Below are 21,901 nucleotides of genomic sequence, written 5' to 3' on the forward strand. Positions count from 1 at the left end.
CGTGAATCTCTGCACGAGTGCTCAGGAGTGTTGTCGAGGCTGAACGCTGCCTTGACCAATTCACACTTCTGGGAGTCTCTCTCGTGCTCGCAACGTATTCTTCTGCATCTGTACCCACCCGTCTTCGCCCGGCTGACCTGCTGCGCATCACCGATCAGGGTGCTTCCGAGGTCCTCGACGGCCGCCACGACGTCCTGCTCCCGCAGAGCTGGCCCACCGACGAGCGCTGGTCGACCCGGCTCTACTCGGACGACGACGTCGACGTCTGGCTGATCAGCTGGGTTCCCGACCGGAATACCGAATTACACGACCACGCAGGCTCTTTCGGCGCGCTGACTGTCCTCAGCGGTGCGCTGTCCGAGTTCCGTTGGGCGGGTGATCAACTGCGCCACCGCATCCTCGACGCCGGCGATCAGGCCTCCTTCCCGCTCGGCTGGGTCCACGACGTGGTGCGGGCGCCGGATGCACCCGGGGCACAGGTGGTGACGCCGACGCTGAGCGTGCACGCCTACTCGCCGCCATTGTCGGCCATGTCCTATTACGAGGTCACGGACCACGGCACGCTGCGCCGTACCCGGACCGAGCTCACCGATCTCCCCGAGGGCGGTTCGAAGTGAACATCGACCAGATGCTCGAAGAGGCCCGCACCAAGATCGACCGGATGTACGCGTTCGAGCTGCCCGAGGCAGTGGCACGCGGCGCGATCGTCGTGGACATCCGCCCGCAGGCGCAGCGCGCGATCGAGGGGACGCTGCCCGGCGCGCTCGCCATCGAACGCAACGTCCTCGAGTGGCGCTGCGATCCCACCAGCTCGGCGCACCTGGCGCTGGCCGTGGACCACGACGTCGAGTGGATCATCGTCTGCTCCGAGGGCTACACGTCGAGCCTGGCCGCGGCGGCCCTGCAGGAGCTGGGTCTGCACAAGGCGACCGACCTCGTCGGCGGGTACAAGGCGATCAAGGCGGCGGGGCTGCTGGGGTCGCTCATCGCGACGCAGCACTGCGTGCGGGAGTTGGCCACCGTCTCGGCTCACTGACCTCTGAATAGGGGCACGACCGGCTGTCGATTAGGCTGGTGACCCGTGAGTGAAGTAGCAGCCCAGCCAGTCGACGACACCCCCGAGCAGCTTCGGATCCGCCAGGAGAAGCGTGAGCGCATTCTCGCGGAGGGACGCCAGGCGTACCCGGTGTCGGTGGCGCGCACCCACTCGCTGGCGGAGATCCGCGCCAAGTATCCGGAACTCGAGCCCGACACGGCCACGGGCGACCGGGTCGGCATCGTCGGCCGGGTGATCTTCGTGCGCAACACGGGCAAGTTGTGCTTCGCGACGCTGCAGGAAGGCGACGGTACGCAGCTGCAGGCGATGATCAGTCTCGCCGCCGTCGGCGAGGATGCGCTCGCGTCGTGGAAGGCCGATGTCGACCTCGGTGACTTCGTGTTCGTGCACGGTGAGGTGATCAGCTCCCGTCGCGGTGAGCTGAGCGTGATGGCCGACTCGTGGCAGATCGCGTCCAAGTCGCTCCGGCCCCTGCCCGTTGCGCACAAGGAGATGAACGAGGAGTCCCGAGTCCGGCAGCGGTACGCCGATCTGATCGTGCGCCCCGAGGCGCGGGACAATGCGCGTAAGCGTGTGGCCGTGGTCCGTGAGCTCCGGAACGCGCTCGAGCGTCGCGGGTTCCTCGAGGTCGAGACGCCGATGCTGCAGACGGTGGCCGGTGGCGCGGCGGCCCGTCCCTTCATCACGCATTCCAATGCCCTCGACATCGACCTGTATCTCCGGATCGCCCCCGAACTGTTCCTGAAGCGGTGCGTCGTGGGCGGTATCGAGAAGGTTTTCGAGATCAACCGGAATTTCCGCAACGAGGGCGTCGACTCGACGCACTCGCCGGAATTCGCGATGCTCGAGACGTACGAGGCTTACGGCACCTACGACGATTCGGCTGTCATGATCCGCGAACTCGTTCAGGAGGTGGCGCAGGCCGCTTTCGGTTCGCAGGTCGTCACTCTTGCCGATGGCACCGAATACGACCTGAGCGGTGAATGGAAGACCCTCGAAATGTATCCGTCGCTGTCGCAGGCGATCGGTGTCGAGGTCACTCCGGATACCACGGTCGAGGAATTGCTGGCTCTCGCCGAGAAGGTGGGCCTCGAAGTTCCGAAGGACAAGGGGTATGGGCACGGGAAGCTGGTCGAGGAACTGTGGGAGCACCAGTGCGGCGACCAGTTGTTCGAGCCGACTTTCGTCCGTGATTTCCCGGTCGAGACGTCACCGCTGACTCGTGACCACCGCAGCAAGGCCGGGGTGACCGAGAAGTGGGACCTCTACATCCGTGGGTTCGAGTTGGCCACGGGCTATTCGGAATTGGTCGATCCGGTGATCCAGCGTGAGCGGTTCGTCGATCAGGCGCGTCTCGCGTCGGCCGGCGACGACGAGGCGATGGCCCTCGACGAAGAATTCCTCGCCGCAATGGAGCAGGGAATGCCGCCGACCACCGGTACCGGAATGGGAATCGACCGTCTGCTCATGGCTTTGACGGGATTGGGAATCCGCGAAACAATCCTCTTTCCCATTGTTCGGCCTTCTTCTCGCTGATTCGCCGGGGGTGAATTCGCGCCGATAAATTCGATCCATTCCTCGTATTCCGAATCGGAAGAACAGGGGTATGGTTGCCTCGGGTCGTAGCTCACGTTGACGATGAGACGTCGCTTCATTCGAGAGGAATTTCATCCCATGGCTAAGAAGGTCACTGTCACCCTGATCGACGATGTCGATCAAGAGGCGTCTGCCGACGAGACGGTCGAGTTCGGACTCGATGGTGTTCAGTACGAGATCGACCTTTCCTCGGAGAATGCGGCGAAATTGCGCGAGCAGCTCGACGTGTGGGTTTCCCACGCGCGCAAGGTGAGCTCGCGCAAGCGCGGCAAAGCGGTGGCGGCCCCGGCCGTCACCAAGTCCCGAGTTTCGGTCGATCGGGAACAGAGCGCCGCCATCCGGGAATGGGCGCGCAAGAACAACAAAAAGGTTTCGGCGCGCGGCCGTATCTCCGCCGAAATTATCGAGGCCTACAACAAGGCGAACTGAAAGTTAGCTGGGAACAGAATTCGCTGATTCGCTCCGCAAGGCGACCTGGACTGTTACCGTCCCGCTCTGATCCGACATTCGGGGAGTCTGGGGGTAGCTGTGCGCCGCTGCGTGTCCGTTTCAGGGATTCTGTTCCTGGCTTTCGTTATGTGGGCCGGGGTGGCATCCGCAGCGCCTGCCTATCCGGTGCCGGATTCGTTCCTCGCCGGAGTGCCCCTCGAATTGGGAAGTCCGGACGGTTCGGCCCCGGGCTCGAACGACTGGTCCTGCCGGCCGAGTGACGCGCATCCCGAACCGGTGGTCCTCGTCCACGGGACGGGAGGCGCGCGCCAGACCAACTGGGCGGTGTATGCACCCCTGCTCGCCAACGAGGGCTACTGCGTCTACTCGCTCACCTACGGCAACTTCCCCGACCTGCCCTGGCCGCTCGACGCGATCGGCGGCATGACGCCCATCGACACCGGCACCGCTCAGATCGCCGCGTTCGTCGATCAGGTGCTGGCGAGCACGGGCGCCGCGAAAGTCGACCTGGTGGGGCATTCTCAGGGCACGGTGCAGGCGAATAATTACGTGAAGTTCTTCGGGGGTGCGGACAAGGTCGCGAAGATCGTGTCGCTAGCCCCGCCGTGGCAGGGCACGTACGGAAACGATCAGATCAGTGCAGGCAGGTTCCTGCGTTCGCTCGGCGTCGACGACGCGGTGGCGGCAGGTTTCCCCGTCTGCCGGGCGTGTCCCGAGATGCTTCAGGGGTCGAAGTTCATCGACCGCATGCGCGCGGGCGGGGTCTACGTCCCCGGGATCGAGTACACGAACATCGTCACCCGCTACGACGAACTGGTCGTCCCGTACACGTCCGGCCTCGAGCCGGGGCCGGACACCACCAATATCGTCGTCCAGGACGGGTGCGAGCAGGACTATTCCGACCACGTCGCCGTCGCCGGCTCCGCCCGCGCCGCAGGTTTCGTCCTGAACGCGCTGGACCGCGACAATCCTCGCGAGGTGCCGTGCCGTTTCGTCGCCCCTGTCGCGGGGTAGCGCCCCGCGAGATCCATCTGCGGCCAGTTACCGGGGGAGGCCTGGGCAAGCCGCTGGGTAACGCCGCCGACCCCGGCGGAAACGAACGGGTGGCGAACTCACAGCTCGTCGACATACCCTGTCCGGATACGCAGGTCTCGCCCCCTCGGGGAGCGGGCCGTCGGCCCCTCTCGACCGGATGCCCTCCGCAGGCGCCGCCGGACATGTTCGCTCCAGGCGTACAGCGAAGGGGAAACGATTGCCGGACCTGGGGCGTTAAATACGAATAAGCAGGCGTGCTCGCCCACCTAAAGGGGTGGAGGGGCAGCAGGTCGATCGGCAGCCAACTAGAGTAATAGCTGGGGTCGTGGAACCTTCGTCGGTTCGGGGCTTCTGCCCTCGGATCAGGCGCTGGCGATCTGCTTGTAGTGCCGGAGCGAAACGCGGCGAACAGGGACGAGACACCCGGTCTCGTGACTGCACGTCGGAAAGTGTGAGGGAGAGCGATGTTCGAGAGGTTCACCGATCGCGCACGGCGCGTTGTTGTCCTGGCTCAAGAAGAAGCCAGGATGCTCAACCACAACTACATCGGTACGGAGCACATCCTGCTCGGCCTCATTCACGAGGGCGAAGGTGTCGCTGCCAAGTCGCTGGAGTCGTTGGGCATCTCCCTCGAAGGAGTGCGCAGCCAGGTCGAGGAGATCATCGGCCAGGGCCAGCAGGCCCCGTCCGGCCACATCCCCTTCACCCCGCGTGCCAAGAAAGTCCTGGAGCTCAGCCTGCGCGAGGCACTGCAGCTCGGACACAACTACATTGGTACGGAGCACATCCTGCTCGGCCTCATCCGCGAGGGTGAAGGCGTCGCGGCGCAGGTTCTGGTGAAGCTCGGCGCCGACCTCAACCGGGTCCGTCAGCAGGTCATCCAGCTGCTTTCCGGTTACCAGGGCAAGGAGCCGGCCGAGTCCGGCGGCACTCGTGGCGAGGCGGGCACCCCGTCCACGTCGCTGGTGCTCGACCAGTTCGGTCGCAACCTCACCCAGGCGGCCCTCGAAGGCAAGCTCGACCCCGTCATCGGCCGCTCGAAGGAAATCGAGCGCGTCATGCAGGTGCTGTCGCGCCGTACCAAGAACAACCCCGTGCTGATCGGTGAGCCCGGTGTCGGTAAGACCGCCGTCGTCGAAGGTCTCGCTCAGGCCATCGTCAACGGCGAGGTCCCCGAGACGCTCAAGGACAAGCAGCTGTACACGCTCGACCTCGGGTCGCTCGTGGCAGGCAGCCGTTACCGCGGTGACTTCGAAGAGCGCCTGAAGAAGGTCCTCAAGGAGATCAACACCCGCGGCGACATCATCCTGTTCATCGACGAGCTCCACACCCTGGTGGGTGCCGGCGCGGCCGAGGGCGCCATCGACGCGGCCTCGATCCTCAAGCCGAAGCTCGCCCGCGGTGAGCTGCAGACCATCGGTGCGACCACCCTCGACGAGTACCGCAAGTACATCGAGAAGGACGCCGCACTCGAGCGCCGCTTCCAGCCGGTGCAGGTCGGCGAGCCGACGGTGGAGCACACCATCGAGATCCTCAAGGGTCTGCGCGACCGTTACGAGGCGCACCACCGCGTGTCCATCACGGACGGTGCACTCGTCGCCGCGGCCACCCTGGCCGATCGCTACATCAACGACCGCTTCCTGCCGGACAAGGCCATCGACCTCATCGACGAGGCCGGAGCACGGATGCGCATCCGCCGGATGACCGCACCGCCGGACCTCCGCGAGTTCGACGACAAGATCGCCGACGCCCGCCGCGAGAAGGAGTCCGCGATCGACGCGCAGGACTTCGAGAAGGCCGCGAACCTGCGCGACAAGGAGAAGACCCTCGTCGCTCAGCGTGCGGAGCGGGAGAAGCAGTGGCGTTCCGGTGACCTGGACGTCATCGCCGAGGTCGACGACGAGCAGATCGCCGAGGTCCTGGGTAACTGGACCGGTATCCCCGTGTTCAAGCTCACCGAGGAGGAGACCACCCGTCTGCTCCGCATGGAGGAGGAGCTGCACAAGCGGATCATCGGTCAGGAAGACGCGGTCAAGGCTGTCGCCAAGGCCATCCGTCGTACCCGCGCCGGCCTGAAGGACCCGAAGCGTCCGTCCGGTTCGTTCATCTTCGCCGGCCCGTCCGGTGTCGGTAAGACCGAGCTGGCCAAGTCGCTCGCCAACTTCCTGTTCGGCGAGGACGACGCTCTCATCCAGATCGACATGGGTGAGTTCCACGACCGGTTCACCGCGTCGCGGCTGTTCGGTGCCCCTCCCGGCTACGTCGGCTACGAAGAGGGCGGCCAGCTCACCGAGAAGGTGCGCCGCAAGCCGTTCAGCGTGGTGCTGTTCGACGAGATCGAGAAGGCACACCAGGAGATCTACAACACCCTCCTGCAGGTTCTGGAAGACGGCCGTCTCACCGACGGTCAGGGCCGGACCGTGGACTTCAAGAACACGGTGCTCATCTTCACCTCGAACCTCGGCACGTCGGACATCTCCAAGGCCGTGGGTCTCGGCTTCACGTCCGGTAAGGGCGACGAGTCGAACTACGAGCGGATGAAGCTCAAGGTCCACGACGAGCTGAAGAAGCACTTCCGGCCCGAGTTCCTCAACCGCATCGACGACATCGTCGTGTTCCACCAGCTCACCACCGAGCAGATCGTTCAGATGGTGGACCTGATGGTTGCGCGCGTCGAGGTGGCCCTGAAGAACAAGGACATGACGATGGAGGTCAGCGACAAGGCGAAGTCGCTGCTGGCCAAGCGTGGTTTCGATCCGGTCCTGGGTGCGCGGCCGCTGCGTCGCACCATCCAGCGCGAGATCGAGGACCAGCTGTCGGAGAAGATCCTCTTCGGCGAGGTCGGCCCCGGTCAGATCGTGTACGTCGAGGTCGAGAACTGGGACGGCGAAGGCGCGGGCGAGGACGCGAAGTTCACGTTCCGCGGCGAGGCGAAGCCGGTCACGGTTCCCGACGAGGTTCCGGTCGACCTGGCCAAGTCGGGCGCAGCCGACTCGGAGTAGTCAGGCAGTAGTCGAACGAGACGGGCCGCCGGTGGTTTTCCACCGGCGGCCCGTTCGTGTGTGTGGGGTCAGATGCTCTTGCGTCCCGACCAATTGGCGAGGCGTTCGGTGGGGCCCGCGGTGGGGAGCGGGTCGACGACGTCGGCGAACGGCACGTGGCCGCCGCGTGGCTCCGCGGGGATCGCCTGCCGTGCGACGACGAGCACGGCTTCGGCCAGCTCCGGGCGGGTCTCGGAGGGCTGGCCGGTGGCGACCGCCAGGTCCCAGCCGTGCACGAGCGTCTCGTTGATGTAGCCCCAGATCGCGGCGCGGCCGGGGACGGTGCCCCACGGCGCGGTCACCGTCGCGTCGAGGCTGCTGTCGTCGGCCCAGACGGACCACATGCGGTCGGCGGCAGACCGGTAGGCGTCCGCGTAGCCGTCGTCGCGGATGTCGGCGACGACGAGCGGAATGCTGCGGGGGTCGCCGCCCTCGCCGATCACGCGGGCGCGTTCCACGGTGGCGACGAGGTGGCCGAGCATAGTGCGGACGTCGAAGTCGGCGCACGGGGTGGATGCCGTCAAATGGTCCTCGCGGACGTTGTCGATGAGGCCGGTGGTCCAGGCGAGGGCTTCGCGGTACAGGGGCCGGGGATCTGTCGTGTTTGTCATGAGGCAACTATCGCCGCAATACATGACATCCTCTGTCGTATATTTCTGACAGACTTTCCGCATGCGCGCCGACCGTCTGCTCTCGCTCGTCCTCCTGCTCCGCAACCGTGGGCGGATGTCGGCTGCGGCGCTGGCCCGCGAACTCGAGGTGTCGCCGCGCACCGTGCTGCGAGACATCGATGCGCTGTCGACGGCGGGGATCCCGGTGTACGCCGAACGCGGCCGGGACGGCGGTTTCGAGCTGCTTCCGGGATTCACCACCGACCTCACGGGCCTGACCGTCGACGAGGCCAAGGCCCTGCTGGCCGCGGGCTCCGCGGTGACCTCGGAGTCGCTGGGCATGGCGCCGGCGTTCGCGTCGGCGATGCGCAAGGTGGTCGCGGCGATGCCGGACGCGCACCGGGCTGCGGCGACGAAGGTGGCGGAGCGGGTGTTCGTCACCCAGGGTTCGTGGCTGACCGATCCGGAACCGGCCGACGACCACCTCGGCCTGATCCAGCAGGCGGTGTTCGTGGGCAGGCGCCTGAGCATCCTCTACCCGTCGCGGGGCAGCGAACCGGTGTGGCGCGTCATCGACCCGCAGGGTCTCATCCACGCGGGGGGACGGTGGTACCTGGTGGCGACGGACGCCGGCCGCGACCGGACGTACCGGCTCGAGCGGATCGAGGACGTCCGCGAACTCGACGAACCGGCGCAGCGACCGGCCGACATCGACCTCGCCGCGATCTGGGAGCGCCGCCGTTCGGCGTTCCGGGCGCGCGGCACACCGGTGGTCGTCGACGTTCTCGTCCGGCGGGAGCGCCGCGACGTTCTGGCGGAGCGTGCCTACGCCGTCCGGTCCGAGCAGCCCGCCGACGGCGACCGGGTGCGCCTGGAAGTGGTGTTCGGCGACGACTCCCACGCGAGCGGGGTGCTGTGGTCGCTCGGCGAGGACGCGGAAGTGCTGGCGCCGGACGATCTGCGGGCCGCCCTGCGTTCCCGGGCGCTGCGGATGTGCGCCAGGTACGAGTAGGTTCGACACGTAAACCGAAGAACCACGAGAGGATGTGGCATGCCGACACGTACCGCACGGACCGCTTGGAACGGATCACTCGAACAGGGAAGCGGCCAGGTGGAACTCACCAGTTCCGGTGTCGCGACCTTCGACGTCTCGTTCCCGAAGCGCGCGGCGGAGGAGGCGGGTGGAACCACCAGCCCGGAGGAGCTGATCGCGGCGGCGCATTCGTCCTGCTACGCGATGCAGCTGTCCGCACTCATCGCGGAGGCAGGCGGAACCCCGCAGAGCCTCGAGGTGAAGGCCGATGTCTCACTCGGGCCGGACAACCCGGGTTTCAAGCTCACCGGCATCAAGCTGACGGTCCGCGGTGAGGTGGACGGGCTCGACGCCGACGGCTTCGCCAAGGCCGCTCAGGCCGCGAAGGAGTCGTGCCCGGTGAGCAAGGCGCTCACCGGCGTCGAGATCACGTTGGACGCGGCACTCGAATCCTGAGTGCCGGCTACCGACGGTTGAACCGTGCGCGTATTTCCTCCATCTTCGCCTGGAGTTCGTCCGGGCTGATGACGCCCTTGTCCATCAGCGCGTGCGCGGTGGCGACGACGGACCGGGAGCGGACGGGGAAGTCGCGGTAGATGGTTTCGCCCAGCTGGTCCTCGGTGTGGCGCCTGTCGAGATTGTCCCAGGCGCCACGCCAGGACAGGCATTCCGCGGTGGCCTGCATGCTCGATTCCCACGGGTCGGGCTTGCGGTCGAGGTCCGGGAGCGTCACGTCGTCGCGAGTTGTCTCCGGCGTCAACGTGTTCAGGATGACGTCGTAGCCCCTGTCTGCCATCATCGTGCGGCTCCGCCGTTGTCCGAGGGGGGTGTGGTCGCCGTCCAGTCGACCTGCGGGACGGCGACGCCGATCATGGTGTCGCGGGTGACGATCGACGCCAGCTGTTCCTCGCTCCACCCCTCGGTGCCCTCGGGGCGCATCGGCATCACCATGAATCGCGATTTCTGATTCGAATCATGCACGCGCACTTCGACGTCCGACGGGAAGTGCAGGCCGAACTCCGCGATCACCTCACGGGGCCAGCGCACGAGCCGGCGGCGGTAGTTGGGTGTGCGGTACCAGTCCGGGGACATGCCGAGGACGGGCCGCGGATAGCACGAACACAACGTGCAGACGATGACGTTGTGCACTTTCGGGGTGTTCTCCAGCACGTAGAAGTACGTGTAGTCGCTCGGCGTGCCCGACCCGGTGGGGTCGCGCCAGTCGATCCCCACCTCCTTGCAGGTCTCGGTGCCGTCGGCCAGCAGGCGCTTCTTGAATTCCGGATCCACCCACGCCTTCGCCACCAACTTCGAACCACCCGACGGCCCTACCGATTCGGCCCATTCCGAGAACCGCCGGTGATCCTCGCGGGAGAACAGTCCGTGTTCGATGGACAGTTCCCGGATGGCGGTTTCCAGGATCTCGAATTCGCTGACCTCGTCCGAGGCCTGGATCGGGGCGTGATCGTCGTGCGAATGCGTCATGTGTCGGCCTCTCCTGCCGGCTCGAGCCAGCGCTCGGAGCACTCGGTTTCCAAGGTGTCGATCTCGTATCCGGTGTAGCGGGGCCAGAGGTCGGTCTGCTGGAAGCGGACGACGTAGAACGGCTCGGTCCGTCCGTCGTCGACGCGTCCCCACGCCTCGTCCTCGGGGATCACCCACTCCGGGCGGTGTTCGACGACGACGCCGGTGTGTCCGCGGATGAATGCCTGCGTGCGGGTGTGGAACATCGACGTCGCGTCCTTGACGGTGACGCGGTCGCCGATCTCGAACTTCGTCATGACAGGCCTCCAGTCGCTGTCCCGCCGGCGGTCCGGGCCCGCACTTCGTCGATCTTGGCGGAGAGTTCGTCCGGCGTGATCAGGCCCTTGTTGATGAGTGTCTTGGCGGCCACCGTGATCCACCGCGCGTAGTACGGCAATCCGAAGTAGAGCGTGGCACCCAGGTCGTTCTCGGCGCGGCGGCGTTCCTCCGAGTTCCACACCCCCCGCCAGCCGAGGCATTCGCACGTGACGTACGTGCTCATCTCCCAGTCCTCTTCGACCTTCTCCTCGTACGCGACGGGAAGGGCGGGCTGGCCGCCGACATCGTGCAGCACGTGCCGCAGCGCGTCGAACGCGGAATTGGGCAGGTAGTACGGCGAATCCATCTCTTCGTGATGGAGAGGGCCGTACCCCGCCACTCTGTTCGCCTGTGCTTCGAATTCTGCTGGAGAGTTCATCGCGCGCTCCGTAGGGGTGGAACTAGTGACAGGGAACTCCCAGGAGATGGCGTCCGTCGTGCATCAATTCGTGCAGGTACATGCCACTTCGGGAGATCGCACCCTGGTCGAAGCCGACCAGGTAGAGGGTGAGAAGTGAGAGCAGGACGACTCCGACGGCGATCAGCACGATTCCGACTGATTCGACGGACTTGCTCGGTGAAGAGACGTAAACCATGGCTACTCCTGGAGGAGTTCGGGTTCCGCAACAATCGGCCGTCGATAGTCCGGGCATCGCGACGAGCGCCCCTCGTTCAGCGGCACGATCGATACGACGTTACTCTCGCCGTGTCGACACCCTCACCGTACCGTTCGGTCGAATTCGGCGGGCGTAAATGCACCACGGCGAGCCAAGACACTCTCGGCGCGGAACGAGCCGGAACAGAATCCGGCACCGATCTGTTCCACTGAACTGTGACGACACAGCAGAAGCACGACGGCGACATCGAGATCGAGATCTGGTCCGACGTGGCCTGCCCCTGGTGCTACATCGGCAAGCGCCGTTTCCTGTCGGCCCTCGACGAGTTCGAGGGGCGCGACCGGGTCAGCGTGACGTGGCGGTCGTACCAGCTGTCCCCGGACACCCCGGTCGGGGAGCGGCGCACCGAACTCGACGCCCTGGTGGAGAGCAAGGGGCTGTCGGTCGAGCAGGTCCGTCAGATGTTCGGGCACGTTGCGCAGACGGCGGCCGACGAGGGTCTGCGACTGGACTTCGACACGGTCGTCGCCGCCAACACCTTCGACGCGCACCGGCTGATCCACCTCGCGGACGACAGGCGAGATGCCGTGGTGGAGGGACTGTTCCGCGCCCACTTCGGTGAGGGCGCCGTGATCGACGACCGCGAGGTGCTCGTCGACATCGCGGCGCGGGCCGGGCTCGACGCCGACACGGTCAGGGCCGCCCTCGAATCGGATGCCGGTGCGGACGCGGTCCGGGCCGATCTCGACACCGCTCGTGCGTTGCAGGTGTCGGGGGTGCCGTTCTTCGTCGCCAACCGCCGCGTCGCGGTGTCCGGTGCGCAGCCGAAGGACGTGTTCCTGCAGCTCCTGACGCAGGCGAGCGCGGCGCCGGTCTCCTGACCACCGGCATCGCTTGCCATCGCCCCCGACGGGGAGCACATTGAAAAGCACGTCGTCGGCAGGGAGGCACTGTGCGCGAGCAGACACGATCCGGAGATGCATGGCCGGCGTTGAAGGTGGACGAGTGGACGTCGACGAGGGACACCCTGCACATGTGGACGCAGATCGTCGGGAAGATCCGCCTGGCCCACGCACCGCTGATCAACCACTGGTGGCAGGTGCCGCTGTACGTGAGCCCCCGCGGTCTCACCACGTCGACCGTCCCGTACGGCGCCGAGTGTTTCGACATCGAATTCGACTTCGTCGACCATCGGCTGGTGATCCGCACGAGCGCGGGCGGCACCGGGACGGTTGCGCTCGAACCGAAGTCGGTGGCCGATTTCTATGCGGAGACGATGGACACGCTGGCCGAACTGGGCGTGACGACGACCATCCTGGCCAGGCCCAACGAGGTGGAGACGGCTGTCCCGTTCGCCGAGGACACGCGGCACTGCTCGTACGACGGTGAGTCGGTGCACCGGTTCTGGCGGCAGCTCGTGCAGGCGGATCGTGTGCTGCACGAGTTCCGTGCCCACTTCATCGGGAAGGTCAGTCCCGTGCACTTCTTCTGGGGTGCACTCGACCTGGCCTGTACCCGGTTCTCCGGTCGAAGCGCGCCCACTCACCCTGGCGGAGCGCCGAACTGCGGCGACTGGGTGATGGTCGAGGGCTACTCACACGAGCTGAGCAGCTGCGGATTCTGGCCCGGCGGCGGCGTCGAAGGCGCGTTCTACGCGTACGCCTATCCGGAACCGGACGGCTTCGCCGACTACCCGGTCGGGCCGGACGGCGCGTTCTACAGCGCGGAGTTCCGGCAATTCCTGCTGCCGTACGAGACGGTCCGCACCGCGGACGATCCCGATGCGGCCCTGCTGAAGTTCCTGCACAGCACGTACGATGCGGCCGCCGAGCGGGGCGGCTGGGACCGGGCTGCCCTGGAGACGGACCCGGCCCGTTGGGACGCCCACCCCATGTGAGTGGCACGGTGTGCTCCAGCACACCGTGCCACTCACATGGTCAGGCGGCGTTCGCCGACGCGGGCGCCGTGGCCCGGGTGGCACGCTCCGTGAGGAACGCGAACACGAGTCCGAGAACCAGCCACAGCGTGGCCTGCGTCGCGAGGGACGACAGCCGGAACTGCCACAGCAGCACCGCGGGGAAGTCGTCACCCACTTCGTTGATCGTGGGCAGCACGAGGTATCCGATGGTCGCCACCACGAGGAAAGCGACAACCGGCGCCGCGATCCGCACCGACAGGAACTCCTGCGCGGCGACGGCCTTCGCCGCGAAGACGGACGCCACCACGGCGAGCAGGCCCAGCGCGACTGCGGCAAGCCACAGCCAGGTGCGCTGGTTGATCGTCTCGGGGTCTCCGACAGCCGGCGGGTTGGCCGGGTACTTGAAGAACGGCACCGCCTCGATTGCCAGCCAGCCGAAGGCGGCCAGGCTCAGGCCGAGCAAGGGTCCCGACAGCGTCGTCACCCGACGTGCGTAATTCGCGACGACGGCAAAGATCGCTCCGAGAGCCAGTCCGGCGAGGGACGTGGCGAGGAACAGCCCGAAGCGCTGCCCGTCGCGGCTGACCAGTGCGTCTTCCTCGTCGTGCGAGTGCCCGGCAGGCTCGTCCGCCGCGGCGGCGTCGTGCGAGTGGCCCTCGGGTTCGGCGGCGCTGTGCGATTCCTCGATCGCGATGGCCGCGTCGATGTGCGACTCACCGAGAACGAACGCGACGCCACCGGCCAGGATGCCTGCGATGAGGCCGGCCAGCAGACCGCGGATGAGGAGTTTCGTGAAGGAATCGGTCAGTGGCATGGGAGACCCAGGAGGTGGCGGCCGTCGTGCATCAATTCATGCATGTACATGCCACTGCGCGAGATCGCGCCCTGGTCGAATCCCACGAGATAGAGGGCGAGCATCGCGAACAGAACGATCGCGAAAGAGATGACGGCGAGACGGGTCGTGTCGACCGACGAGCCGGGTGCGTAGGCGAGTGCCATAGTTCCTCCTGGGATTTCGCGTCCCCTAGGTCCAGGCGATGGCCGCAGTATCTGGCTGTCGAGGTGGTTCCCGTGCGGGACTACTCCGATTTACAGTGGCGCGACCGCTCCGGGATTGCACCGGATTCCTGCCGAACCATCGCATTGTCCTGCGAACTTTTGCACCCGGCGGGCCGTCGTGTCAATCCTCGGCCCGCCCCTGCCGCTCAGCTCTTGTTCGCCGCCGCGACGTCGAGTACGACCTCGAACTCCAGCAGCGACGCCCCGGATGCCACCGGCTTCTTCCGCTCGCCCGCGTGTGCCTCCCGGGCCGGACCGTCGCGCCACGCCGCGAATGCCTCTTCGCTCTCCCACTGCGTGACGACGAAGTAGCGGTTCTCGCCCTGCACCGGACGCAGGAGCTGGAAGCCGAGGAAGCCGGGAGAGTTCTCCACGGCATGCGCGCGCGCCGCGAAGCGCTTCTCGAGTTCGGGCCCCGCACCCTCGGGGATTTCGATTGCGTTGATCTTCACCACTGCCATGCGGGCGAGGTTACTCCGCTAGCGTCGGAGTGGTGGCGGGTGAGAGTGCGTTGCACGACGAGGGTGGGACGGGACAGCCGATTCTGCTGCTGCACGGACTGATGGGCAGTGCCCGGACTTGGGGACGGCACGTGCCGTGGCTGCGCGAGCACGGCCACGTCTTCACGTTCGACGCCGCGGGCCACGGCAGGCCTGCGCCGTCGCGGTTGACGACGGAAGCGTTCGTCGCCGACCTGTCCGCGGCGCTCGCGCCCTTCGCCGGGCCGTGGGTGGTGATCGGCCATTCGATGGGCGCCCTGCACGCCTGGTGCCTGGCGGCGGAGCACCCGGAGAAGGTGTCGGCGCTCGTCCTCGAAGACATGGCCCCCGACTTCCGTGGCCGCACCGCCGACGACTGGGCGGCGATGATCTCGAACTGGCCGCAGCCGTTCGCCACCAGGGAGGATGTGTTCGAGTTCTTCGGTCCGGTTGCCGGACAGTACTTCCTGGATTCGTTCGAGAAGCGCGCCGACGGCTGGTACCTGCACGGGGAGGTCGACACGTTCCGCGACATCTCGGCGGAGTGGGGTGACAGGCACTTCTGGGACCAGTGGGCGTCGATCACGGTTCCGGCTCTGCTGATCGAGGGGGAGTTCACCATCACCCCGGACGGCCAGATGCGGACCATGGCGGAGCGGCATCCCGGCGCCGAGTACGTCCGCATCGCGCAGGCCGGGCACCTCGTCCACGACGACCAGCCGGAGCAGTACCGGAAAGTGGTCGAAGAGTTCCTCGACGGGCTGGGCTGAGAGCCACCTCGTCCGCTGCGCACGACATTGTGTGTTCGTTTTTTTCGTTTTATGGTTGAGGTATGGCCGCTCTGATGAACCACACGGTGCTGCCGCCGGGCGCCGACGATCGGGACCTTCTCACCGCGTTGAAGTATGTTCTCGCTGGTCAGGTCGATGTGACGATCTCGACCCCGGTGGGTTCGGCGCCGTTGCCGGACAGTGTCCGGGGGTTGCTCGTCGACGCGGTCACGGCTCTGGATCGGGGGCAGGCGGTGACGGTGGAGCCGCATCGGACGGTGTTGACGACGCAGGAGGCCGCCGAACTGCTGGGCATTACCCGGCCGACGTTGGTGCGGTTGCTGGAGGCCGGGAAGATTCCGTACTCGTCGCCGGGCAGGCATCGGCGGGTGGAGTTGACGGATGTGCTGGCCTTTCGACAACACGAGCGCGCGCGGCGCGGTCAGGTGTTCGAGGAGATGGCAAACGAGGAAACCCCGGACCCCGGCGACGCCGCTGACGGCTTCGTCTCGACCCGCTGATCGAGGGGCAGGGCAACCGGTGGCTGCCTTTCGGGTGGTTCTCGACGCGTGCGTCCTGCTTCCGCAGGCTCTGAACAACCTGCTGCTCACCCTGGCCGATGCCGAGTTGTTCCGGCCGGTGTGGACGCCGGATCTGCTCGACGAGGTGGAGCGCAACCTGGCCGGGGAGAGGTTCGGCAAGTCGCCGGAGCAGGCGGCGCGGCGGATCCAGCAGATGCGCAGAACGTTCCCGTTCGCGGAGGAGGAGTCACGCGGGTACCGCGAGTTGATTCCCGCGATGACCAACGATCCGAAGGACCGGCACGTCCTGGCCGCGGCGGTACGGTCCGGTGCGGCATTGATCGTGACCGCGAATCCGAAGGACTTCCCGCCTGCGGCCCTCGACCCATTCGACGTCGAGGCGATCCACCCCGACGAATTCCTCTGCGATCAGCTCGATCTCGACTCGGAAACGGTGTTCGAGCGGATACACCTGCTGGTAGCCCGGAATGCGCTCCCGCCGCGCACGGTGGGGGAGCTGCTCGAGTTACTCGACCGGCTGACCCCACGGTTCGTCGACGCGGTCCGGGCATTGCTGGTCGGCCGGGACGACGCCTCGGACCGCGATGCGGTGCCGGCGGTGTCCGCCCTTCCGGAGCTGACCGACGAGCAGATCGACTCGTTGCCGCCCGAGGTGCGGCAGACGTACCGGCAGCTTCGTGCGGTGGACCCGGCCGAACTGGTGCGGTTTCTCGGGCACACAGATCTGGTGAATGCGGCGTGGGCATTCCTTATGCCGGTGTGTGTGGACGGGGATCTGCTGTCGGTATGGCCGAACGTGGATCCCGACTTCCGGGCGGTACTCGCGCAGAAGTGGGTGCGTGACAACCACTATCAGATGACTGTTGACGGTTGGGACGGTGAGGCGGTCGAGGCGGCCCTTGCCGGGCCGGTGCCGGATCATCCGCTGTGGGTGCATTTCGAGCGCGTGCATCTGCGCTCGTTCCGGGCGATGCTGCCGGATCCGGCGACGTGGGGAATCGGATCAGCCACCAGGATGGTCGCCCCGGGGGTCGAGGCGCTCTACGTACTCGACGCCTCGGCGCTGGAGGGCGGCCTGTGGCAGCCTCACGATTCCCGGTATGTGTGCCCGGTCCTCATGCATCTCGTCGACGGGCGTTGGCTGGTGCGAAATCTGGGGTCGGAGTCGGACCCCGCGACTACCACCTGAACCTATGTCGGTGCGGGCGGGGGTGGCGGGGGTGAATGGTTGCCAGCCCCTGGGTAGCTATCGCGCGACGCGGTGAAGCCTCACGATGGTCGAAGGCGTACTCCACAACCTATTCGAAGGCGCACAATGTATTTCGATTTCCGCGACAAGCCCGACCGTCTCTGTGTCAAAGAAATGGTTCACGGCTACAACATATCCAGCTGCCTGTTCGTAGCCGTCGAGCTGGAGCTCGCCGATCTGCTGGCGGGAGGCCCACTGGCGCTTGTCGATCTCGCCCGACGAAGCGGAACTGATCCCGATGCGCTGAAGCGGATCCTCCGCCTACTCATGAGCGCGGGGATCTTCTCCGTGGACGAGCAGGACAGATGGGCACTCACGCCGCGAGCCGAATTCTTGCGCAGGGACAATCCGGAATCGATCGCAAGCGAGGTGGAGCTCTTCGCCGGCGCAGAAACGTACCTGGCCTGGAGTGAGCTGCTCCAATGCGCTCGTACGGGACAGACGGGATTCGGCCAGTTCTTCGGCAAATCCCTCTTCGAGTACCTGGCCGAGCACCCCGACTCCGCCCAGCGCTTCCATCTGGGCTGGCACGAGATCTCGATCCGCGCCGGTCTCGAGACCGCGGAGGCGATCGATTTCGCGGACAATCGGCACGTCGTCGATGTCGGCGGTGGTTACGGCATCGTGACCGCCCAGCTGTTGCGCAAATACGATCATCTGCGGGGCACGATTTACGACCTGGAGTTCTCGCTGGCCAGGGCCGGTCACACCTTGCGGGAATACGGCGTCGATGAGCGGTGTGGCATCGTGCCCGGCGACGGTTTCACAGTGGTGCCTGGCGGGGGCGACGTCCACCTGCTCAAGAGCGTTCTTCACACGATGAACGACGACGACTCGGTACGTGTCCTCACCAATTGCGCGAACGCACTCGAGCCCGGCGGCAGGATCCTGGTGCTGGAGCGGGTGATCAGCGAGGACGGCGGATATGTCTGGGGAAATGTGGTGGACGTCGCCATGCTGGTCATGACGGGCGGCCGGGAGCGAACGATTCAGGACTACGCGCGCCTCTACGAGCGCGCAGGCCTCGGACTCACCGGCAGTACGCTCCTGCCCTGCGGCTTCAGCGTGATCGAGGGCCGGAAGTGAGACCGGCCGGACGAGCGCGACCTCCGGGAATCAGCGGACCTCGAGGAGCTGGGTCGGCATGGCTCACATCTTGATCGTCGGCGGACATGACGAGACTTTCCGAATGATCGAGGATCTACCGGTCGAGCTGTCTGTGTTTCAGAATTCCGAATCGGTCACCGCGCAGCAGTCCAGGCGCGCCCACCGGCTGTGCGTATTCGACTACCGCAACCAGGCAGAGGCGCTCAGCATGGCGCGGGAGCTGCACGAGGTCACACCCGTCGATGCCGTCGTGTCATTCACCGAGCACGGCCTCCTGCCGGCCGCCGTGATCAAGGAGGCATTGCGCATCAAGGGCAATGCGCTGGAAGCCGTCCGGTTGACCCGCGACAAGATCGCCATGCGCGATCACCTCGCCGGCCGTGATCTCGGAGCTGTGCTGACCCGGAGCTGCCGTTCGGCCGCCGACGTACGGAGCTTTCTTCAGTCAGTGGGCGGCCCGATCATCGTCAAGCCGGCTGAAGGCGCCGGCAGCTCCGGTGTTCTTCGCGTCTCCAGCCTTGACCAGATCGAATCCGCATTCGCCTGCTCGCGCGGCGAGTACCCCGGGCCGACCCTCGTCGAAGAGTTCATCGACGGCCCCGAATACAGCGTCGAATCCTTCACTATGGATGGCCGGCACGACATCATCGCGGTGACCGCCAAAACCACCACTGGCCCGCCACGGTATATCGAAACCGGTCATCTGATGCCGGCCGTGCTCGCGGCATCGGCCCTTGCCGAGCTCCGCGGTCTCGTCACCGATTTCCTCGGTTCGATCGGTCATTCCTTCGGGCCGGCCCATACCGAAGTGCGCTTCGGTTCGGCCGGGCCCCGGATCATCGAGGGCAATACCCGTCCGGGAGGCGATTTCATTTGGGAGCTGGTGCACCGTGCGATGGGGCGCGATCTGGTCCGGGAGTCGATCTGTCATCTTGCCGGGCTGCCGCCGCAATCGCGAACACCCGGGAGCGGGGCGGGTTGCGTCGCATTCTTTGCCTACGAGAATGTGGTGATCGAACGGGTGCAGGGCATCGAGGCCGCGCGTCAGGCCGAGGGGATAATCCGGTTGCAGTGTTCTCTCGAACCAGGGCAACGCCTCGGCCCGCTCCGATCCTCCGCGGATCGTCAAGGTGTCATTGTCGCGGTCGGCACCGATCTCGTGGATGCCGAGCGCCGGTTGGCTGACGCGCAGGCTCGGATTGTGGTGGAGACGAGCCCGCTCCCGCACTGACAGGGCGGGAGCGGGCTCCCCGGTCGGTCAGATGTCGGTCATTGCATGGGCTCCTCGACGGGCACTACTTGCACCGTCGTCAAGATTTCGCGAATGAGTGAAGTCACGTCAGAACTCGACCGCCCGGCGACGATGCCGCTGACGGGCAATTCGAAGTCGAAATAACTCACAGTCTCCGGAAGAGAAGCGCCCGCGTCCAGCTCCTTCCATCGAACCACATCGGGGTGGCCTTGGAATCGTTCTCCACCCGATATCGCGCAGTACCGCGACGCAAGCAGGTGACCCGGGAACATGAAATCCCCGTAGACCGTGCTGCTCGCCGTCCTCTCGAACCACCGTTTCAGTGGATTGACGTCGAGAGGTGACCAATCGAGGTTGCAGGCCAAACCGGCCGCGACCAAGTCGATGCCTGTGGCAAGCCGGAACGTCTCCTTGATATGTCCGCCGCCGGGGCGGGCGCCGACCTCCAGGAAAACCATTCCATCCGCGGCCTCGATCATTTCGAGATGAAATGGGCCATTGTCGATACCCACGGCCCGAAGGTACTCGACCGCTACCGTGCAACGCCCGCCGTCGTCGTCGACCTGAATCGATCCCTGCGGAACTCCCTGGGCGAACTCGAGACAAGTGCCCAGATATCTGCTGGCGACGATCGCCACCGGCGCACCGGCAAGCATCACGCCATCGAAGTGGAAGATCGGCCCCTCCACATATTCTTCGAGCTGGAAGCGTTCCGGATCCCAGTCCTCCAGACCTTCAGGGTGATTGAGAATCGCAGTGCCGGCGTCAGCGTAGGTGGCGAAAACGAAAACATCCTTGCTGGCGGTTCCATCGAGTGGTTTGAGCACCGTCTTCCCAGCCCAAGGAGTGACATCGGCGGACGAAGCGGTGAGCGCCTCGTCGCAGCGAACGAATCTGGGCACGCGAAGTCCGCATCCTTCGACTGCGGCTTTCATCGCTACCTTGTCGTTCACGATGTGGACCTGCTCCGGTGATACTCCTTCTACTCCGAGGCTCCGTCTTATCTGCGCCGCCTCCATCATCTCGTATTGGGAGACGCTGATGACCCGGTCGAAGGAATCGTCGGGGGAGAACAGGGTGCGAACCTCCTCGGCCAGACCTGCTCGACCCGGGCGTTCAACCCTCGTGCAGGGAAGGTTGGGCGGCAGGGTCGCAAGTTGCGCACTCGTGCCCACGTAGACGACATCATGGATTCCATGATCGATGACACGATGGTATTCGATGAAGGAATACGGAACGCGATGGAGGATGAGCAGTTTCATTCGGAAGACCCCGCTGGATGGAATACCGTTCGGCAAATTGGACTTTCACCTTCCCGAATTATCCCAAGCCGACGGCAGCGAAGCCAGGAACCCTGGGGGGAACGATCGCCCACCTTCCGCGGTCGTCATCGGATCGCGGACCGGCCGTTGGTCAAGTGCCGATACTCGGTCGCAATCGCATCGACCACTGCGGACTTCGCATACCGGATCTCGTCGATGCCGGAAACCCCCATGATTTCGATCGCAGTGCCACACAGAAATGCGGCGTCGAACGATCCGATCTCGCCGTAGGCGATATCGCGTTCCGTCACCGAGAGCTTCAGCCGCGGACACAACTCATCGATGACCACCCTCCGGGTAATCCCGTCGAGGGCCAATTCGGCAGTGGGCGTGAACAATGCGTCTCCCTTGACGAAGAACACATTCGAGCCGCTCGACTCGCACACAGTGTCGGCTGTCGAGAGGAAGAGCACGTCATCGTAGCCGTCGGCCCGCCCGCGGTGGCTCAAGTAGCTCAACGCGTAGGTAGACGACGTTTTCGCCTGATACGGGTGGCACGAGGCGGGTGCACGCCGCCACGTGGCCGTCGAGAGCCGATAGTGCTCCGCGGCCGAATTCGAAGGAAAGGGCAGGGCAAACAGGACCACCTTGCTGGAAGAGCCCTGTGCCTTGAAACTCACATCGGTGTCGTCATAGAAGACCAGGCACTTGATGTATGCATCGGCCAGATCGTTGGCCCTCACCAGTTCGCGGCACGCGTCGGCCAAGTCCGCATCCGAATAGTGCACGGTGTGCCCGAACAACTCGGCGGACCGCCGCAACCTCGCTATGTGGCCGTCACATTTGAAGATGTTTCCGCCGTACGTGCGGATACCGTCGAACACCGACGTGCCATACGACAACCCGTGGGTGGCAGGCGACAGGAGCACCTCGTCGAATCGCACGCATCGCCCATCTGCCCAAGCTATTTCGCTGATCATC

General features: G+C 65.6%; 26 protein-coding genes and 1 riboswitch. Of the genes, 15 read left to right on the plus strand and 11 right to left on the minus strand.

From position 1 onward, the window contains the following. Nucleotides 1-83: 83 nt before the first annotated feature. The 6 genes from P3H15_RS21015 to P3H15_RS21040 all read left to right on the plus strand — a co-directional run bounded on the left by P3H15_RS21015 (nt 84) and on the right by P3H15_RS21040 (nt 7,140). Nucleotides 84-617, plus strand: coding sequence for a cysteine dioxygenase family protein (locus P3H15_RS21015; protein WP_276139030.1), 534 nt, complete (start codon nt 84-86; stop codon nt 615-617). Further along, a complete protein-coding gene (locus P3H15_RS21020) occupies nt 614-1,036 on the plus strand; it encodes a rhodanese-like domain-containing protein (protein ID WP_012691510.1) in 423 nt (140 codons plus the stop codon). The genes P3H15_RS21015 and P3H15_RS21020 overlap by 4 nt, the downstream gene beginning before the upstream one ends. Before the next feature lie 45 nt (nt 1,037-1,081). Then, entirely contained in the window at nt 1,082-2,593 is a 1,512-nt protein-coding gene (lysS, locus tag P3H15_RS21025; protein ID WP_276139031.1) for a lysine--tRNA ligase, read from the plus strand. 138 nt (nt 2,594-2,731) lie between these two features. Further along, the gene (locus tag P3H15_RS21030; protein ID WP_072947363.1) at nt 2,732-3,082 is read left to right on the plus strand and encodes an Lsr2 family protein; all 351 of its coding nucleotides are present in this window, start codon (nt 2,732-2,734) and stop codon (nt 3,080-3,082) included. 99 nt (nt 3,083-3,181) lie between these two features. Further along, the gene (locus tag P3H15_RS21035) at nt 3,182-4,117 is read left to right on the plus strand and encodes a triacylglycerol lipase (RefSeq protein ID WP_276139032.1); all 936 of its coding nucleotides are present in this window, start codon (nt 3,182-3,184) and stop codon (nt 4,115-4,117) included. A 485-nt stretch (nt 4,118-4,602) separates the two neighbouring features. After that, nucleotides 4,603-7,140 carry an ATP-dependent Clp protease ATP-binding subunit gene (locus tag P3H15_RS21040; protein ID WP_276139033.1) on the plus strand — a complete coding sequence of 846 codons (2,538 nt, stop codon included), beginning with the start codon at nt 4,603-4,605 and terminating at the stop codon, nt 7,138-7,140. A gap of 68 nt (nt 7,141-7,208) precedes the next feature. On the opposite strand, the gene P3H15_RS21045 is transcribed toward P3H15_RS21040, so the two are convergent. After that, entirely contained in the window at nt 7,209-7,790 is a 582-nt protein-coding gene (locus tag P3H15_RS21045; protein WP_276139034.1) for a TIGR03086 family metal-binding protein, read from the minus strand. Nucleotides 7,791-7,851: 61 nt separating this feature from the next. Here P3H15_RS21045 and P3H15_RS21050 point away from each other — a divergent pair, with 61 nt between their 5' ends. Together P3H15_RS21050 and P3H15_RS21055 are read left to right on the plus strand one after the other, a co-directional pair. Next, complete coding sequence (locus tag P3H15_RS21050) at nt 7,852-8,802, plus strand: YafY family protein (RefSeq protein WP_276139035.1); 951 nt, start codon at nt 7,852-7,854, stop codon at nt 8,800-8,802. A gap of 39 nt (nt 8,803-8,841) precedes the next feature. Next, the gene (locus P3H15_RS21055) at nt 8,842-9,279 is read left to right on the plus strand and encodes an OsmC family protein (protein ID WP_005244949.1); all 438 of its coding nucleotides are present in this window, start codon (nt 8,842-8,844) and stop codon (nt 9,277-9,279) included. Between the two features lie 7 nt (nt 9,280-9,286). Here P3H15_RS21055 and P3H15_RS21060 read toward each other — a convergent pair whose 3' ends face one another. From P3H15_RS21060 to P3H15_RS21075, 5 genes are read right to left on the minus strand one after another with little or no spacing between them, the layout of a single operon-like run. After that, entirely contained in the window at nt 9,287-9,622 is a 336-nt protein-coding gene (locus tag P3H15_RS21060; RefSeq protein ID WP_276139036.1) for an SH3-like domain-containing protein, read from the minus strand. Further along, complete coding sequence (gene scnC / locus P3H15_RS21065) at nt 9,619-10,308, minus strand: thiocyanate hydrolase subunit gamma (protein ID WP_276139037.1); 690 nt, start codon at nt 10,306-10,308, stop codon at nt 9,619-9,621. The genes P3H15_RS21060 and scnC overlap by 4 nt, the downstream gene beginning before the upstream one ends. Next, a complete protein-coding gene (locus P3H15_RS55520) occupies nt 10,305-10,604 on the minus strand; it encodes an SH3-like domain-containing protein (RefSeq protein WP_095863001.1) in 300 nt (99 codons plus the stop codon). Before P3H15_RS55520 ends, scnC begins: the two co-directional genes overlap by 4 nt. Continuing rightward, on the minus strand, nt 10,601-11,044 hold the full coding sequence (locus tag P3H15_RS55525) for a hypothetical protein (RefSeq protein WP_346348791.1): 444 nt from the start codon (nt 11,042-11,044) through the stop codon (nt 10,601-10,603). The genes P3H15_RS55520 and P3H15_RS55525 overlap by 4 nt, the downstream gene beginning before the upstream one ends. A 22-nt stretch (nt 11,045-11,066) precedes the next feature. Continuing rightward, the gene (locus tag P3H15_RS21075; protein WP_072947372.1) at nt 11,067-11,261 is read right to left on the minus strand and encodes a CbtB domain-containing protein; all 195 of its coding nucleotides are present in this window, start codon (nt 11,259-11,261) and stop codon (nt 11,067-11,069) included. A gap of 236 nt (nt 11,262-11,497) precedes the next feature. Here P3H15_RS21075 and P3H15_RS21080 point away from each other — a divergent pair, with 236 nt between their 5' ends. Continuing rightward, nucleotides 11,498-12,163, plus strand: a complete 666-nt coding sequence (locus P3H15_RS21080) for a DsbA family protein (protein WP_276139038.1) — start codon at nt 11,498-11,500, stop codon at nt 12,161-12,163. Between the two features lie 71 nt (nt 12,164-12,234). Beyond that, a complete protein-coding gene (locus P3H15_RS21085) occupies nt 12,235-13,179 on the plus strand; it encodes a DUF5996 family protein (RefSeq protein ID WP_276139039.1) in 945 nt (314 codons plus the stop codon). Between the two features lie 40 nt (nt 13,180-13,219). Here P3H15_RS21085 and P3H15_RS21090 read toward each other — a convergent pair whose 3' ends face one another. The 3 genes from P3H15_RS21090 to P3H15_RS21100 form a co-directional block, all read right to left on the minus strand. After that, nucleotides 13,220-14,014 (minus strand): CbtA family protein, encoded by a 795-nt coding sequence (locus tag P3H15_RS21090; protein ID WP_276139040.1) that lies wholly within the window; start codon nt 14,012-14,014, stop codon nt 13,220-13,222. Next, entirely contained in the window at nt 14,005-14,199 is a 195-nt protein-coding gene (locus P3H15_RS21095) for a CbtB domain-containing protein (protein ID WP_005244930.1), read from the minus strand. Before P3H15_RS21095 ends, P3H15_RS21090 begins: the two co-directional genes overlap by 10 nt. A gap of 22 nt (nt 14,200-14,221) precedes the next feature. Then, nucleotides 14,222-14,355, minus strand: a riboswitch (cobalamin riboswitch). Nucleotides 14,356-14,405: 50 nt separating this feature from the next. Next, the gene (locus tag P3H15_RS21100) at nt 14,406-14,720 is read right to left on the minus strand and encodes an antibiotic biosynthesis monooxygenase (protein ID WP_012691525.1); all 315 of its coding nucleotides are present in this window, start codon (nt 14,718-14,720) and stop codon (nt 14,406-14,408) included. 32 nt (nt 14,721-14,752) lie between these two features. Between P3H15_RS21100 and P3H15_RS21105 the strand changes: the two genes are divergently transcribed. The 5 genes from P3H15_RS21105 to P3H15_RS21125 all read left to right on the plus strand — a co-directional run bounded on the left by P3H15_RS21105 (nt 14,753) and on the right by P3H15_RS21125 (nt 19,637). Then, a complete protein-coding gene (locus tag P3H15_RS21105; RefSeq protein ID WP_276139041.1) occupies nt 14,753-15,508 on the plus strand; it encodes an alpha/beta fold hydrolase in 756 nt (251 codons plus the stop codon). Nucleotides 15,509-15,570: 62 nt separating this feature from the next. After that, on the plus strand, nt 15,571-16,029 hold the full coding sequence (locus P3H15_RS21110; RefSeq protein WP_276139042.1) for a helix-turn-helix domain-containing protein: 459 nt from the start codon (nt 15,571-15,573) through the stop codon (nt 16,027-16,029). Nucleotides 16,030-16,048: 19 nt separating this feature from the next. Beyond that, nucleotides 16,049-17,239, plus strand: coding sequence for a PIN domain-containing protein (locus P3H15_RS21115; RefSeq protein ID WP_276139043.1), 1,191 nt, complete (start codon nt 16,049-16,051; stop codon nt 17,237-17,239). A 126-nt stretch (nt 17,240-17,365) separates the two neighbouring features. After that, nucleotides 17,366-18,385: a methyltransferase gene (locus P3H15_RS21120; protein WP_276139044.1), complete on the plus strand. Its 1,020-nt coding sequence runs from the start codon at nt 17,366-17,368 to the stop codon at nt 18,383-18,385. Nucleotides 18,386-18,443: 58 nt separating this feature from the next. After that, entirely contained in the window at nt 18,444-19,637 is a 1,194-nt protein-coding gene (locus tag P3H15_RS21125; RefSeq protein WP_276139045.1) for an ATP-grasp domain-containing protein, read from the plus strand. Between the two features lie 38 nt (nt 19,638-19,675). On the opposite strand, the gene P3H15_RS21130 is transcribed toward P3H15_RS21125, so the two are convergent. Together P3H15_RS21130 and P3H15_RS21135 are read right to left on the minus strand one after the other, a co-directional pair. After that, the gene (locus tag P3H15_RS21130) at nt 19,676-20,920 is read right to left on the minus strand and encodes an acetyl-CoA carboxylase biotin carboxylase subunit family protein (RefSeq protein ID WP_276139046.1); all 1,245 of its coding nucleotides are present in this window, start codon (nt 20,918-20,920) and stop codon (nt 19,676-19,678) included. Nucleotides 20,921-21,045: 125 nt separating this feature from the next. Next, the gene (locus P3H15_RS21135) at nt 21,046-21,900 is read right to left on the minus strand and encodes an aminotransferase class IV (RefSeq protein WP_276139047.1); all 855 of its coding nucleotides are present in this window, start codon (nt 21,898-21,900) and stop codon (nt 21,046-21,048) included. Between the last annotated feature and the right edge of the window lies 1 nt (nt 21,901).

Origin of the sequence: Rhodococcus sp. T2V, assembly GCF_029269925.1 — a bacterium.
GTDB classification, from domain to species: domain Bacteria; phylum Actinomycetota; class Actinomycetes; order Mycobacteriales; family Mycobacteriaceae; genus Rhodococcus_F; species Rhodococcus_F koreensis.

Coding starts and splice junctions, on each gene's coding strand:
- P3H15_RS21125 (WP_276139045.1), top strand. CDS start 18,444: ATGGCTCACATCTTGATCGTCGGCGGACATGACGAGACTTTCCGAATG.
- P3H15_RS21090 (WP_276139040.1), bottom strand. CDS start 14,014: ATGCCACTGACCGATTCCTTCACGAAACTCCTCATCCGCGGTCTGCTG.
- P3H15_RS21095 (WP_005244930.1), bottom strand. CDS start 14,199: ATGGCACTCGCCTACGCACCCGGCTCGTCGGTCGACACGACCCGTCTC.
- P3H15_RS21050 (WP_276139035.1), top strand. CDS start 7,852: ATGCGCGCCGACCGTCTGCTCTCGCTCGTCCTCCTGCTCCGCAACCGT.
- P3H15_RS21135 (WP_276139047.1), bottom strand. CDS start 21,900: ATGATCAGCGAAATAGCTTGGGCAGATGGGCGATGCGTGCGATTCGAC.
- P3H15_RS21120 (WP_276139044.1), top strand. CDS start 17,366: ATGTATTTCGATTTCCGCGACAAGCCCGACCGTCTCTGTGTCAAAGAA.
- P3H15_RS21110 (WP_276139042.1), top strand. CDS start 15,571: ATGGCCGCTCTGATGAACCACACGGTGCTGCCGCCGGGCGCCGACGAT.
- scnC (WP_276139037.1), bottom strand. CDS start 10,308: ATGACGCATTCGCACGACGATCACGCCCCGATCCAGGCCTCGGACGAG.
- P3H15_RS55525 (WP_346348791.1), bottom strand. CDS start 11,044: ATGAACTCTCCAGCAGAATTCGAAGCACAGGCGAACAGAGTGGCGGGG.
- P3H15_RS21055 (WP_005244949.1), top strand. CDS start 8,842: ATGCCGACACGTACCGCACGGACCGCTTGGAACGGATCACTCGAACAG.
- P3H15_RS21060 (WP_276139036.1), bottom strand. CDS start 9,622: ATGATGGCAGACAGGGGCTACGACGTCATCCTGAACACGTTGACGCCG.
- P3H15_RS21040 (WP_276139033.1), top strand. CDS start 4,603: ATGTTCGAGAGGTTCACCGATCGCGCACGGCGCGTTGTTGTCCTGGCT.
- P3H15_RS21100 (WP_012691525.1), bottom strand. CDS start 14,720: ATGGCAGTGGTGAAGATCAACGCAATCGAAATCCCCGAGGGTGCGGGG.
- P3H15_RS21045 (WP_276139034.1), bottom strand. CDS start 7,790: ATGACAAACACGACAGATCCCCGGCCCCTGTACCGCGAAGCCCTCGCC.
- P3H15_RS21075 (WP_072947372.1), bottom strand. CDS start 11,261: ATGGTTTACGTCTCTTCACCGAGCAAGTCCGTCGAATCAGTCGGAATC.
- P3H15_RS21130 (WP_276139046.1), bottom strand. CDS start 20,920: ATGAAACTGCTCATCCTCCATCGCGTTCCGTATTCCTTCATCGAATAC.
- P3H15_RS55520 (WP_095863001.1), bottom strand. CDS start 10,604: ATGACGAAGTTCGAGATCGGCGACCGCGTCACCGTCAAGGACGCGACG.
- P3H15_RS21030 (WP_072947363.1), top strand. CDS start 2,732: ATGGCTAAGAAGGTCACTGTCACCCTGATCGACGATGTCGATCAAGAG.